Raw genomic sequence first — 13,410 nt, 5'->3', positions numbered from 1 at the left:
AGCTCGCGGGATGGGACGCGCTACACCCGTTTGCCCTTGGGGCTCAGCGCCCAGGCGAGAACCAGCACGATCACGGCAAGCCCGGCCGGCAGGATGGCCAGCGCCTGGTTGCCGGCAACCAGCACCGCGGCGCCGGCCCACATGATCGAGCTCAGCGCTTCGGAGATGGTGGCGGTACGCGAGGCGACCTGGCGGCGCCGGAACATGGCGCGGCGCATCGGCACGCGGAACCACAGCTGGATCGCGGTGGCCGAGCCGGCCGAGATGGCGAGGAAGACCGCGGTCAAAGTCGCCAGCTCGAACGAGGCGATGGCGACGCACAGCAGGATGGGCGCAAACACCACGGCGATCGAACAGAGCACCGCCTCGATCTTGGCGACCAGCACGGCGCGCGGGTGGATCGGCGCGGTGACGACGAGGTCGTGCGCGTCCTCGCCGGAGATGGCGAGCCAGGCGAGGCCGCCGGCCAGCTGACCGGCGGCCATCACGATCACCGGGATCACCACCACGTAGGTGCCGGCGCTCTGGCCGTAGGAGACCCAGAGGAACAGCGCCGGCGGAAACAGATAGAGGATCTGCATCAGCGTCTGGCTGAGCAGCCACGGATCGCGCAGCAGCAGTTTCCATTCCTTGAGGCGGAGCGCATGGCGCTGCGAGGCCCTGCGGAACGGGCGGGTCGAGGCGCTCTGCGGCACGCGGGTGGCCGAGACCCCGGCCGCAGCGATGGCATGCTGGGCGAAACCGGCGGAGGTGGCGCGGATCACCAGCGCCAGGGCGCCAAGCCCGATCACCAGCACCAGCAGCGCGGCGCCCAGGTCGCCCATGGCGGCGCGGGCGGGCAGCCAGAGCGGGTTCTCGAGGTCAGGCGCGCCGGCAATGAACTCCGGCGATTGCAGCACTGCGAAGCGGTTCATGTTGCCGAAGCTCAGGATGGCGACAGCCTGAATGCCGATGACGAAGCCGGCGCCGACAATGCCGGCGATGATCTGGGCGATCAGCCGGGTCCGCGCCGGGCCGATGGTGCGGAACAGCCCCACTGTCACCAGCACCGAGATCGCCGCAGCCAGCGCACCGAAGCCGGCGAGCACGCCATAGGCGGCGAGCCATTTCGGGCCCTCATAGGCAATCAGCACATTGATGATCGGGCTTGCCAGCAGGCAGGCCAGCAGCACCGTGGCAAAGGCGGTCGCCGCGGTGCGGACGGCGAAGACTCTGGCCGACGAGGCCGGAGAACTGAGGATCAGGTCGAGGTCGGAGCGCGAATAATAGGCCCGGGTAACCGACTCAAGCGCCTGGCTCAGCATAACCGTCCAGAACAGGAAGCCGGTGCCGGTAACCATTACCAGCGTCGCCTTGTCGGTCACGATCCCTTGGGTCACCCAAGGCGCCAGGAGCGCATTGGCGAGCAGGTGCAGGCCCAGGTAGAACAGCCCCAGCACCACGATCAGCACGACGCTGCGGACCTTGCGGCCGCCGGTGGTCATGGCCAGCCAGTCGCGCCAGGCGAGGCGGAACTCGTGGGCGGCGAACCAGGGGAGGGTGGCGGGCGTGCTCATCAGGCGACCGCCGCGAGGTCTGCTTCCTTCTGCGCCACCAGGTCGAGAAAGATTTCCTCGAGCGTGGTTTCGCGCCCGATGCGGGCCCGCAACTCGGCGAGAGTGCCCTCGGCGACGAGCCGGCCGTGATTGATGACGCCGATCCGCTCGGCCATGCGTTCGGCCACTTCAAGAATATGGGTGGTCATGATGACGGTGACGCCGGCGGCCACTTTCTGCTTCAGTACATCCTTGACCTGCCGGGCCGAGCCGGCATCGAGCCCGGTCAGCGGCTCGTCGAGGATGATCAGGCGCGGGTTGTGGACCAGCGCACCGGCCAGCGCCACCTTCTGCAGCATGCCCTTGGAAAAACCACCGCAGCGTTCGTTGGCATGCGGCCTGAGGCCGAGCCAGTCGATCAGCTCATTGGCGTGTCGCTCGGCCTCGCGCGACTCGATGCGCCACAGCCCGGCGACGAACTCGAGATATTCGAGCGGGGTCAGCCGATCGTAGACCATCGGCTCGTCGGAGACCCAGGCGACGATGGACTTGGCGGCGATCGGGTCCTTGGCGGTGTCGATGCCGTAGACCGAGATGGCCCCGGCATCCGGTTTCAAGAGGCCGGCGACCATGCGCAGGATCGTGGTCTTGCCGGCGCCGTTGGGGCCGAGCAGGGCGTAGAACTCGCCGGCCTTCACGTTCAGTTCGAGATCAATGACCACCGGCCGGTCGAAGCTCTTGCGGAGGCCGGAGATGGCCAGGGCGAAATCGGGGGAGGGCATGCGAGGCTCCGCTAAATCTGCGCGGAGACTAGCCTCGAGCCGTTGAGAGGCGCTGAATTGGGCCGGTAAACAAAGAGTAGTTGTTGGCGGGGTCGCGCGATCGAACTGGAAATCCGCAGCTTTCCTGATCGCGCTGCTATTGCAGGCCGACGGGATCGACGATGCCTCCGATGCAGCCGCCATCGGTCGGCCGCGCCGCCCGGAGCAGTTTGCCGAAGTCGGGGGCGGCGCCCGGGTTACCCCAGTGGCCGATGGTGATCTCGCTGATGATGCGCCGCTTGCCATCGTCATCGCAGGCAATGCGGACCCGTTGGCCGGCGCCTCGACCGAAGGCATCATCGAAAGCGTCGCGGATCTGATCGCGCGTCAGGGTCTTGCCGATATTGCCGGCGAAGAGGTCGCGGACTTTCGAGGCATTGAGGGCCGCCAGCAACTGGATCGCGGTGCCGAAATACGACGCCTCGCCGGCCCCGTAGCAGGTGCCATGCTTTATCCACTCATGCCGCTCGAGCTGCGAGCGGGTGCCGGGCATGACCTCATCGAGCGTCTTTCGCAGCGCGGCGGGGAGTTCGACCGGCGGCAGCGCCGACCAGCGACCATCGCGGTCCAGCTGTTCGAGCTTGCTCTGGACGCCACAATATTCCCCGGTGGGCCAGAGCCCGTGCAGCGAGAAGTTGCTGGCATCGAACCGGTTGCTGCCCTGCTGCCGGCATTCGGGCTTATTGGCGGCGCCCTCGCAGAAGGCCGGCTGCCAGCTCGCGGCCAGAATCAGGAACTGCTCGGAAGTAGCGGAAGGTGTTTGCGGTTCCGGCTCTGGGGCAGGCTGCTGCTCCGGGGAGGGAGCCGTAGGCGCAACAGGCGGCGTGTCGGTCGGCCGCAGCCAGAGATAGAGCGCCCCGCCGATGAGGAAGGCGGCGATGAGCAGAAGGGTGAAGCGAGGGTTCATGCCGCGATCGGTCCAGCTTGCCGACGGGCAACTGACCATGATTCCGGCGCTACGTCAGTGGTGCAGTGGCTGCAATACTTGGAGTGACCGGGAGGAGACCCTCCATTCTCCTCTCAGGGGAGAAGGTGGCGCGAAGCGCCGGTTGAGGGGTGAAGCGGCGCCAACCGCTGGACGAGCCAGCATGCTGAGAGGCTGAACCCCTCACCCTAGTTCCGCTAAGGACCTCGCGGTCCTAGCTGCACTACCCTCTCCCCTCAGGGGAGAGGGGGCTGCCTCCACCGGCGGCGCTCAAGGGAGAACGACATCAGCGCTGCGTCACGTAGCCGTCCGGCACGCCCCTGGTGCTGAGGACGAACTGCCAGACCTGCAGCACTTTGGCGCGGAAGCCGCCGGCGCAGCAGAGCAGGTAGTATTTCCACAGGCGGTAAAACCGCTCCTCCTCGGGGGTGCGATCCTTCTTCCAGTTGCGGTCGAAGTTCTCGTACCAGGCGACCAGCGTCTTGTCGTAATGCGGTCCGATATTGTGCAGGTCGATGACGGTGAACAGCCCGTCGATGGCCTTGCCGATCTGGGCGATCGAGGGGATGACGCCGCCGGGAAAGATGTATTTCTCCAGCCAGGCCTCGATGGTTTCGGTCGACCACTGGCTACCGATGGTGTGCATCATGAACAGCCCGTCATCCTTGATGACGCTGCGCGCCTTCTCGAAATAGGTGCGGTAGTTCTTGTGCCCGACATGCTCGAACATGCCCATCGAGACGACATGATCGGTCTTGCCTTCGAACTGCCGGTAATCCTGCACGCGGAACTCGATCGGCAACCCCTTGTAGCGTTCGCGGCCATAGGCGGCCTGGTCGGGGGAGACGGTGACGCCGATGCAGTTGGCGCCGTACTTTTCGGCCGCAAAGCCCATGAAGGCGCCCCAGCCGCAGCCGATGTCCCACACGGTCTGGCCGGGCTGCACGCCGATCTTGCGGCATATCATATCGAGCTTGGCTTCCTGCGCCTCATCGACATTGGTGACGCCTTCCGGCCAGTAGCCGCACGAGCCGGTCATGCGCTTGTCGAGCGAAGCCTTGTAGGCCTCGGTCTCGTTGTAGTGCATGGCCGCGACGCGCTGCGAGCGGGTGATGTTCTGCATGTTCATCAGGCGCGCCTGCACCACCTGCCAGACCAGGTTGGTGGTGACACGCACGCCCTCGGGGACGCGTGAACGCAGCACCCGGTTGAAGAACTCCGCCATGTCGGCGACGTCCCACAGACCGTCCATATAGGCTTCGCCGAGGCCGAGGGTCCCTTGGCCGTACAATCGCTGCCAGAACTCTTCGGAGTGGATCTGAGGGTCCCACGGCTTGGAACCGTTCAGCGTAATATCTGCCTCCTTGAGGAGGACTTCCATTTGTGGGGTGGCTCCCATCGAATCCCTGCTCGTTCGAATAGACAAACGCGGGAGAGCCAATGCCCCTCGGAGAGGCAAGTCAAGGGCGGCAGGCATGCCTGCCGCCCTCGTTCCGTCAGAGCGTGATGCGGTAGATGCCGAAGCCGGTGTCGCTGGTCTTGCCGGTGGCTTCGATCTTGACTGCGGTGACGTCGGCGAGGTGCTCGGCCGCCTTCGGACCGGTCTCGAACAGCACCGTGCCGCCGATCGGGGCGAGGGCCCAGTTGCTGTCGGCCTTGGGCTCGATGGTCTTCTGCTCGATGATGTAGCGCACGATGATGTCGCGGTTGGTATCGGGGCCCTTGAAGATGATCTTGTCGGGCCCGATGCCGGGGAAGGTACCGCCGCCGCCGGCGCGGTAATTATTGGTGGCGACGACGAACTTCTGCGCCGGGTCGATCGGCTTGCCGTCGAACATGAGGTCGATGATGCGGCTCTCGGTGTTGCCGATGTCCTCGCCCTTGGGACCGTATTTCGACGGCTTGGTGACGTCGATCTTGTAGGTCACGCCGTCGATGACGTCGAAGTTGTAGGCGGGGAAATCGAGGTTGATCAGCGGCTGGTCGGCGCCGCCCGGGGTCACCTGGTTGAAGATGCCGGCCGAGCGATCGAGCCAGTTCTGCACGTCCTGGCCGGTGATCGCCACCGCCTGGATGGTGTTGGGGTAGAGATAGAGATCGGCGACGTTCTTGATTGCCACGGGACCTACCGGAACGTCGGTGTAGTAGTCCGGGCCGCCACGACCGCCCGCCTTGAACGGCGCCGCGGCGGAGAGCAGGGGCAGGGCCTCATACTCGGTGCCCTTCAGCATCTGGGTCAGGTACCACTTCTGCGCGATGTTGACGATCTGCACGCTCGGATCGTCGGCGACGAGCGCGAAGTAGGAGTGCAGCGGCGCGGCAGTCTCCCCCACCGGCCGGCGGACATAGGCGAGCGTCTCGTCGTGGTCGTCCTGCGCGGCGGCGAGTACGGCCGGAACACTTTCGACCAGCGGCTTCACCTTGCCCTCGACCCGCTCGAAGATCGGTCGCGCCTCGGCGGTGTGCGAGACGATGCTCCACTTGCCGTCATCGCCCTTTTCGAGCAGCAGGTCGATCAGCCCCATATGCGAGCCCCAGAAGCCGGCCATGACGGCGGGCTTGCCGGCAAGCGTGCCGGCGGTGAGATCGGCGCCTTCGAGGCCCTCGAAATCCTTGGAGTTGGGGAACACCAGGTGCTGGTGGCCGGTGACGATGACGTCGAGACCTTCGACGGCGGCGAGCTGCAGCGCTGCGTTCTCGGCCTTGGGTGCGCCGGTGTCGGCGGCGATGCCGGAATGGCAGAGCGCGACGACGAGATCGGCGCCGTCCTCGCGCATCTTGGGAATATAGGCCTTGGCCGTCTCGACGATGTCGCGGGTGTCGACCTTGCCGGCGAGGTGGGTGTTGTCCCAGGTCATGATCTGCGGCGGCAGGAAGCCGATGAAGCCCAGCTTGATGGTCTGCTTGGCGCCGGCGCCGTCGACCAGTTCCTTTTCGATGATCTTGTAGGGCGCCACATAGGTGGTGTCGGCCAGCGGATCGGCGCCGAGCTCGCCCTTGGCGAGGTTGGCCGAAACGATCGGGAAGTTGGCGGCGGCGATGGCGGCGTCGAGGAACTCGAGGCCGTAATTGAACTCGTGGTTGCCGAGCGTGCCGACCTCGTATCCCAGCGTATTCATGGCGGCGATGATCGGATGCGGCTCGTTGGTGAGGCCCTTTTCGTAGGCGATGTAGTCGCCCATCGGATTGCCCTGGATGACGTCGCCATTGTCGATGAGGACCGAGTTGCCGGCTTCGGCGCGGATCGCATCGATGATGGCGGCAGTGCGGGCGAGGCCCAGCGTGTCGTTGGGCGCGTCGGCGTAGTAATCATAAGGGAACACCGCGACGTGCAGGTCGGTGGTTTCCATCAGGCGCAGGTGCGCCTGGCCGGCGGCCGCCTGCACGGCGAAGGGGTGCAGCACCACGGCGGCGCCCAGCGTCGCCGAGCCGGCGAGGAAGGCACGGCGGGAAATCGAGTAATTGTAGTTCATTGACGTCTCCCACAACATTTGAAGAAAGCACGGCTGGGCGGAACAACGGCGCTCCTGGCCGGTTATTCCGCCTACGACAGGTGGCCTCAGATGCCGTCGGGACGTGACGTTGCAATGACGACGGCAAATGTGACAGTGGCCTTTCTCGACCATCTGGTCAAATTTGCCGTCGCGCAGCGATTGGCAGTATTACTGGTGGGCTGGTCCCATGGAGATTCCGGATGAAGTGGCAAGGGCGTGAGCGCAGTTCGAACATCGAAGACCGGCGCGGTCAGGGGGGCGGGCTGGGCGGCAACATGGGCGGCCTGGGCGGCGGGCGCATTCCGATTCCGATGGGCCGCGCCGGCGGCGGCGGGCTCGGTATAGTCGGCATCATCGTGGTGCTGGGCGTGCTCTGGTTCATGGGCGTCAACCCGCTCGATGTGCTGCTGGGAAATGGTGGCGGCACGACGACGTCGCAGACCCAGCAATGGTCGCCGCCGGCCTCCAATGCCAACCAGGACGACCTGGCGAATTTCGTCGGAGTGGTGGTCAAGGACACCGAGAACCTGTGGGGGGATGTGTTCAAGCAGAACAACATGACCTACCAGCCGCCCAAGGTGGTGTTGTTCAGCAACGCCACCCAGTCGGCCTGCGGCGTGGCGCAGTCGGCGTCGGGGCCGTTCTATTGCCCCAATGACAAGAAGGTCTATATCGACCTGGCCTTCTACGATCAGCTGCGCCAGCAGTTCGGCGCACCCGGTGATTTCGCCCAGGCCTACGTGATCGCGCACGAGATCGGCCATGCAGTGCAGGACCAGACCGGCGTCCTGCCGGAGTTCAACCAGCGGCGTGCCACCATGAGCCAGGAAGAGCAGAACGCCTATTCGGTGCGGGTGGAACTGCAGGCCGATTGTTATGCCGGCGTCTGGGCGAACTATGCCAACCGGGAAAACTACCTCGAGCAGGGTGACGTCGAGGAGGCGATCAACGCGGCCAACGCTATCGGCGACGATACGCTGACCCGCGGTCAGGTGTCTTCGCGCAACTTCACGCACGGTACCTCGGCGCAGCGCATGGCCTGGCTGAAAAAGGGCATGCAGACCGGTGACGTCAGCCAGTGCGACACCTTCAAGGGAGCGATCTGAGGAGCGGCCGAACGATGGCCTTGATCGCTGCCGGTGCGCTGCCGCAGGCGGTTCGGACGGTCGGGGTGATGGCCGTGGATGTGGTGGTGGTGATGCCGATCGAAAAGATTGCCGCTGAAGGCCGGGTGTGACGATGGCTGGCCGGCTCGAGGGATTGCGCGTCGAACGGTTCTTCGACGACGGCATCTATCCGAACAGCGCGCTCCCCTTGCTGTTCTATGAGGCGGCGTTGCCGCGCGGCGCTGCCGATGCCGAGGCGATGGAGGCGCTGTTCTCCGCCAATGGCTGGCCGCCGGCCTGGCGGGCCTCGGTGTTCCCCTATCACCACTATCATTCCACCGCGCACGAGACCCTGGGGGTGGCGCGCGGATCGGCGCGGCTGATGCTGGGCGGGCCCGAGGGCAGCGAGTTCGACGTCGAGCCGGGTGATGTGATCGTCATTCCGGCCGGAGTGGCGCATCGGCGGCTCGACTCGAGCAGCGATTTCCTCGTCGTCGGCTGCTACCCGCCCGGACAGAACTGGGACCTGCTGCGCGGCGAAGCTGACGACCGCCCCCGAGCCGATCACAATATCGCGCGGGTGCCGATGCCGTCGACCGACCCGGTGGGCGGGGCCGGCGGGCCGCTGCTTGCGCATTGGCGGATGGGAACTCGTTAATCGGGCTGGCATAGGGTGCGTGCAATACGCCCGGGGCCTGCCGATGTCGCTCGATCTCACCACTCTTTATCTGGTCTCGGCGATGGTGACCGGGGTTTCCGGCGTACTGTTCCTGCTCGACATGCACGACCGGCCGGAGCCGGCGTTGCGCTGGTGGGGGCTTGCCTTCCTGTTCGCGATCAGTCCGGCAATCATCTATGCGCTGGCCGGCCAGGCGCCGGAATTTGTGGTCCTCAATCCTATCGGCAATGGCCTCGTCGTTGCCGGCAGTTCGCTGCTGTGGGTGGGAGCCCGAGCCTTCAACAACAAGCGGACGCCGCTCTGGGCATGGGTCACTCCGGCGCTGCTTGCGGCCCTGTTGCCATTCGGCCTCGAACGTCCGCTGGTGACATGGAGCGGTTTCCCGCTGCTTGCCGGCGGTGTGGTGGTGTTCAACTTGCTTGCCGCGATGGAGTGCTGGCGGCCGGTCGGGCCACGGCGGCGCAACCACGTGGTGCTGGCCGTGGCCTGGGCCGGCGGTTCGGTGTTCTACCTGTTCAGGCTGATCGCATTCCTCGTGTTCGGGCCGGACGATCCGAATTTCGCGGTGCCCTTCGGATCCGAGGCGGCGACGATCGGCGTGCTGCTGCTGATCGTCATCTCGAGTTTCTCAATGGTGGCGTTGGGCAAGGAGGTGTCGGAGGCGGCGCTGAAGCTGGCCGCGACACGCGACGGACTGACCGGGGTATTGAACCGCTCGGAATTCGCGCGGCTGGCCGAAGCCGGTATCGCCGCGGTCGCCGAGCGCGGGGAGACTTGCTCGCTGCTGCTGCTCGACCTCGATCACTTCAAGCGCATCAACGACACGCATGGTCACGCGATCGGCGACGAGGTGCTTGCAGGTGTCGCGGCGGCGGTCACGCGTTGCCTCGGCCCGCGCGATCTGTTCTGCCGCTACGGCGGCGAGGAGTTTGCCGCGCTGTTGCCTGGTGCAAGTCCGGCCGTGGCGGCGCTGGTGGCCGAGCGGGTGCTGCGCGCGGTGCGTGCGGTAACGGTTTCGACCCCGGTCGGGGCGTTGCGGCCGACCACCAGCATCGGCATTGCTGGCGCCGATGGCGAATCGATGGAGCTTGGCGCGCTGATGCGCCTCGCCGACATGGCGCTCTATCGCGCCAAGCGTGGGGGCAGGGACCGGTTAGAGCAGGCCGGCATGCTGTCCGACCTCGTCGGAAAAACCCAACGAAACGCGTGAACCGGCAAAGGGTTCCGCGTTCCCGTTGGGTTCCATGACTTCCAGAAAAGACCAGCAAATGATCGCCACGAGGCCGCGATCCAGCCGGTTTGCGGGCACAATCGGGCTTAGTCTCATCCCTCGCCGACAGCGTTGAGGCTGTGGGCCGGGCCTGGGCCACCAGGCGCCGCTTTGAACCTCACATGGAAGGACCAAACTCCATGAAGAAGCTCCTGATCACCATCGCAGCCATTGGCCTGTCCTCGGCGGCATTCGCCCAGGCGGCGGCAGTCACCTTCACATCGGTCGATGCCGATACCAGCGGTGGCGTGAGCCTTGCCGAAGCACAGGTTGCCTGGCCTGATCTGACCCAGGAAGCCTTCGACGGCGCCGATACGAACAAGGACGGTTCGCTCGACCAGGCCGAGTTCGACGCCTATGTGGCGACGCTCCCGGCTCCTGCCGCGCAGTAATTCGGCCAGCCATGGCTGAGAGGGGTCGCCCGGCCACCGGCGGCCCCTTTTCTTTTTCTGCCCTGCCGTCCGGCCGATCGTGCGAGCTTGGTCTTACTCGATGGCGATGACGATCTTGCCGCGTCCGTGGCCGGTATCGAGCTCGCGATGGGCGAGGACGATGTGTTCGAGCGGATAGACCCGGCGCACTTCGGCGTGCAACTTGCCCGCAGCGGCAAGGGCGAGCAGCCGGGCCAGCCGTTTGCCGTCGCGGACACCTTCCACAGATTTGAGACCCAGTTGCCGGGCGCGTGCGATGTCGCCGAGCGAGGCGATGCGCTGGTGCGGCACGCCCAGGCTCATTGAAAGATCCAGCGCCTCGCCGCCCGCGCAATCGAGAATGGCCGTGATCAGCGGTGCTGCTGCGGCAATGCGCTGCGCCAGTCCCTCGCCGTAAATCAGCGGAACGACGCCGAGCCCACGCAGGTAATCCTGATTCTGGGAACTGGCAGTCCCGATGACCACGGCGCCGCGGGCAAGGGCCAACTGTGCGGCAAACGAGCCGACGCCACCGGCAGCGCCGTGGATCAGCAGCGTGTCGTCGGCCCCGATGGCGAGACTCTCGACCGCGGTATCGGCCGTCTGGGCGGTGCCGCTCAGCGTCGCCGCCTGCGCAAATGACAGGGCCGGCGGGATCTTGGCGAGATCCGTCGCCGGAAGCACGGCGAACTCGGCGGCGGCGCCGAAGGCGCGGCGGCCGGCGACGCGTTCTTCCATCGCGAAATCAGCAACATCGGGGCCGATAGCTGCGACGACGCCCGCCAGTTCGTTGTCGGTGGTAAGGGGCAAGGCCACGTCGGGCGACAGCGGCATGGTGCCGGACCGGACCCGCCGATCGAACGGCTGAATTGCCGCAGCCCTTACGCCCACCAGAACCTCGCCTGGCCCCGGAGAGGGGACAGGCACGTCATCGATTGCGAGGACCTCGGGTCCTCCGAACCGGGCGAAGCGAGCGGCGCGGATATGCCTACTCCCCCGGCTTCACCTGCTCGGGCACCTGGGCCATGCCCTTCTGAGCGCGCACCAGATTCAGGAAGCGAGTGAACAGGTAGTGGCTGTCATGCGGACCGGGGCTGGCTTCCGGGTGGTACTGCACCGAGAAGATCGGCTTGCCCTCGACCTCGAGCCCGGCATTTGAGCCATCGAACAGCGAGACATGGGTCTGCTTGACGTTGCCGGGAAGGCTTTCGGTGTCCACGGCGAAGCCATGGTTCATCGAGGTGATCTCGACCTTGCCGGTGGTCAGGTCCTTCACCGGATGGTTTGCCCCATGGTGACCCTGGTGCATCTTCTGGGTCTTGCCGCCAACCGCGAGGCCGAGCAGCTGGTGGCCGAGGCAGATGCCGAACATCGGCTTGCCGGTTTCCATGAGCGTCCTGATCGTCGGCACGGCATACTTGCCGGTGGCCGCCGGATCGCCCGGACCGTTGGAGAGAAAGATCGCGTCGGGATTGTGCGACATCACATCCTTGGCGGTAGCGGTGGCGGGAACCACCGTTACCCGCGCGCCCTGGTCGGCGAGCTGGCGCAGGATGTTGCGCTTGGCGCCGTAGTCGATGGCGACGACGTGGAATTCGGGGTTCTCCAGCCGGCCATAGCCCTCCGTCCGGGTCCAGGAAGTCTGGTCCCAGTGGTAGGTCTGCGCAGTGGTGACCTCGCGCGCCAGATCGAGCCCTTCGAGCCCCGGGAAGTTCCTGAGTTCGGCCAGCATCGACGGCTCGTGGAAATAGCCGTCCGGTGCATGTGCGATGACACCGTTCGGCATGCCGTTCTCGCGGATGCGGGCGGTGAGCGCCCGGGTGTCGACGCCGGCGATGCCGATGATGTTGCGCTTCTTCAGCCAGGCGTCGAGTTTCTCGACGGCGCGGTAGTTCGACGGATTGGTGATGTCGGCGCGCAGCACGCAGCCGCGAATGCCCGAGAGGGCAGCCATGTTGACCGTCTCGATATCCTCGTCGTTGGTGCCGACATTGCCGATATGCGGGAAGGTGAAGGTGATGATCTGACCGGCATAGGAGGGGTCGGTGAGGATCTCCTGGTAGCCGGTCATCGCGGTGTTGAAGCACACCTCGCCCGCTGAGTGGCCGATGGCGCCGATGCCGTGACCTTCGAGACGGGTGCCGTCCTCGAGCAGCAGGAGGGCGGTCGCAGGTTTTTGCTGCCAGCCGGTCATGGCGGGGCTCCAAGGGTTCGGGTCGGTGTCGGTTGAGGGCTCTCCTTAGAAGGGGCCCGGCCCAAGCGCAAGTGGCGCACAGGCATTATTGCGCTATATGGGGTGCGGCATAACAGGGACAAGTTGCGATGAGTGCGATCGAGCGCCAGATCGGCGGGGTGTTCGTGCCGGTGAGCGATATCGAGCGGGCGCGGGACTGGTATCGCAGCCTGCTGGGGATGCAGCCGGGCGGGGAGATCGTCTTCGGCCACATCCATGTCCTGCCGATGACGGAAGGCAGTGGGCTGGTGCTCGACAGCAAGGGCTTTGCCGGACCGCATGACAGCAAGCCGGCCTTCCACTTCAATACCTCGGACGTAGCGGCGGCCCGCGAGCAGGCAGTGGCCGCCGGCGCCCGCGAGGTTGGTCCGGTCACCGACGGGGTGTTCTTCACCTTCAAGGACCCGGACGGAAATCTGTTGATGGTGGCCGACGTGCCGCCTGCACCAAGGAGTTAGAACGATGCGTGATGCGATCAGCGAAGGCTACAAGAGCGCGCTCAAGGCCGGCGACAAGCGCCGCACCGCGACGCTGCGGGCGGTGAACGCGGCGATCAAGGACAAGGACATCGACGCACGCGGGCAGGGCAAGGGGCCGCTCAGCGACGAGGACGTGCTGGTGCTGCTGCAGAAGATGGTCAAGCAGCGCGAGGAATCGCTCGGCATCTACGAAAAGGCCGGGCGCGACGACCTGGCCATGGTCGAACGCGAGGAGATCGCCATTCTCGGCGAGTTCCTGCCCAAGGGACTGAGCGAGGCCGAGATCGAGGCGGCGATCATCGACGCGATCAACAAGACCGGGGCCGCCGGCGCCAAGGACATGGGTAAGGTGGTGGCGTCGCTGAAGGCGGAGTTCCCAGGCCGCATCGACTTCGGCAAGGCCTCGGCAAAGATCCGGACGGCGCTCGGCGCCTGACCTCGCCCCTGCGTGCGCCGAA

13 protein-coding genes are annotated in these 13,410 nt (G+C 65.8%); 6 read left to right on the top strand and 7 right to left on the bottom strand.

Annotation, left to right across the window (positions count from 1 at the left end):
• Positions 1 to 20: 20 nt before the first annotated feature.
• The 5 genes from APS40_RS01035 to APS40_RS01015 form a co-directional block, all read right to left on the bottom strand.
• Positions 21 to 1,556 carry a hypothetical protein gene (locus tag APS40_RS01035; RefSeq protein WP_055045292.1) on the bottom strand — a complete coding sequence of 512 codons (1,536 nt, stop codon included), beginning with the start codon at positions 1,554 to 1,556 and terminating at the stop codon, positions 21 to 23.
• The gene (locus APS40_RS01030) at positions 1,556 to 2,317 is read right to left on the bottom strand and encodes an ABC transporter ATP-binding protein (protein ID WP_055045291.1); all 762 of its coding nucleotides are present in this window, start codon (positions 2,315 to 2,317) and stop codon (positions 1,556 to 1,558) included. The genes APS40_RS01035 and APS40_RS01030 overlap by 1 nt, the downstream gene beginning before the upstream one ends.
• A 136-nt stretch (positions 2,318 to 2,453) precedes the next feature.
• A complete protein-coding gene (locus tag APS40_RS01025; RefSeq protein WP_082434110.1) occupies positions 2,454 to 3,263 on the bottom strand; it encodes a ribonuclease T2 family protein in 810 nt (269 codons plus the stop codon).
• A 304-nt stretch (positions 3,264 to 3,567) separates the two neighbouring features.
• Complete coding sequence (gene cfa / locus APS40_RS01020; protein WP_055045290.1) at positions 3,568 to 4,662, bottom strand: cyclopropane fatty acyl phospholipid synthase; 1,095 nt, start codon at positions 4,660 to 4,662, stop codon at positions 3,568 to 3,570.
• A gap of 115 nt (positions 4,663 to 4,777) precedes the next feature.
• Entirely contained in the window at positions 4,778 to 6,754 is a 1,977-nt protein-coding gene (locus tag APS40_RS01015; protein WP_055045289.1) for a bifunctional 2',3'-cyclic-nucleotide 2'-phosphodiesterase/3'-nucleotidase, read from the bottom strand.
• Positions 6,755 to 6,975: 221 nt separating this feature from the next.
• Here APS40_RS01015 and ypfJ point away from each other — a divergent pair, with 221 nt between their 5' ends.
• The 4 genes from ypfJ (at position 6,976) to APS40_RS00995 (ending at position 10,222) form a co-directional block, all read left to right on the top strand.
• Entirely contained in the window at positions 6,976 to 7,881 is a 906-nt protein-coding gene (gene ypfJ, locus APS40_RS01010; RefSeq protein WP_055045288.1) for a KPN_02809 family neutral zinc metallopeptidase, read from the top strand.
• 133 nt (positions 7,882 to 8,014) lie between these two features.
• Positions 8,015 to 8,539 (top strand): cupin domain-containing protein, encoded by a 525-nt coding sequence (locus APS40_RS01005; protein ID WP_055045287.1) that lies wholly within the window; start codon positions 8,015 to 8,017, stop codon positions 8,537 to 8,539.
• Between the two features lie 43 nt (positions 8,540 to 8,582).
• Positions 8,583 to 9,770 (top strand): GGDEF domain-containing protein, encoded by a 1,188-nt coding sequence (locus tag APS40_RS01000; RefSeq protein WP_055045286.1) that lies wholly within the window; start codon positions 8,583 to 8,585, stop codon positions 9,768 to 9,770.
• 200 nt (positions 9,771 to 9,970) lie between these two features.
• Entirely contained in the window at positions 9,971 to 10,222 is a 252-nt protein-coding gene (locus APS40_RS00995) for a hypothetical protein (RefSeq protein ID WP_055045285.1), read from the top strand.
• A gap of 93 nt (positions 10,223 to 10,315) precedes the next feature.
• On the opposite strand, the gene APS40_RS00990 is transcribed toward APS40_RS00995, so the two are convergent.
• Positions 10,316 to 11,167 carry an NADP-dependent oxidoreductase gene (locus APS40_RS00990; protein ID WP_442855833.1) on the bottom strand — a complete coding sequence of 284 codons (852 nt, stop codon included), beginning with the start codon at positions 11,165 to 11,167 and terminating at the stop codon, positions 10,316 to 10,318.
• A gap of 61 nt (positions 11,168 to 11,228) precedes the next feature.
• Positions 11,229 to 12,434: a glutamine-hydrolyzing carbamoyl-phosphate synthase small subunit gene (gene carA / locus APS40_RS00985; protein ID WP_055045283.1), complete on the bottom strand. Its 1,206-nt coding sequence runs from the start codon at positions 12,432 to 12,434 to the stop codon at positions 11,229 to 11,231.
• 128 nt (positions 12,435 to 12,562) lie between these two features.
• Between carA and APS40_RS00980 the strand changes: the two genes are divergently transcribed.
• Positions 12,563 to 12,931, top strand: coding sequence for a VOC family protein (locus APS40_RS00980; RefSeq protein ID WP_055045282.1), 369 nt, complete (start codon positions 12,563 to 12,565; stop codon positions 12,929 to 12,931).
• Positions 12,932 to 12,935: 4 nt separating this feature from the next.
• The gene (locus tag APS40_RS00975) at positions 12,936 to 13,388 is read left to right on the top strand and encodes a GatB/YqeY domain-containing protein (protein ID WP_055045281.1); all 453 of its coding nucleotides are present in this window, start codon (positions 12,936 to 12,938) and stop codon (positions 13,386 to 13,388) included.
• Positions 13,389 to 13,410: the final 22 nt, after the last annotated feature.

The sequence above is a fragment of the Devosia sp. A16 genome, assembly GCF_001402915.1.
Taxonomy (GTDB): domain Bacteria; phylum Pseudomonadota; class Alphaproteobacteria; order Rhizobiales; family Devosiaceae; genus Devosia_A.
Note: the sequence above shows the minus strand (reverse complement) of the source record. Positions and strands in the feature narration are given on the sequence as shown.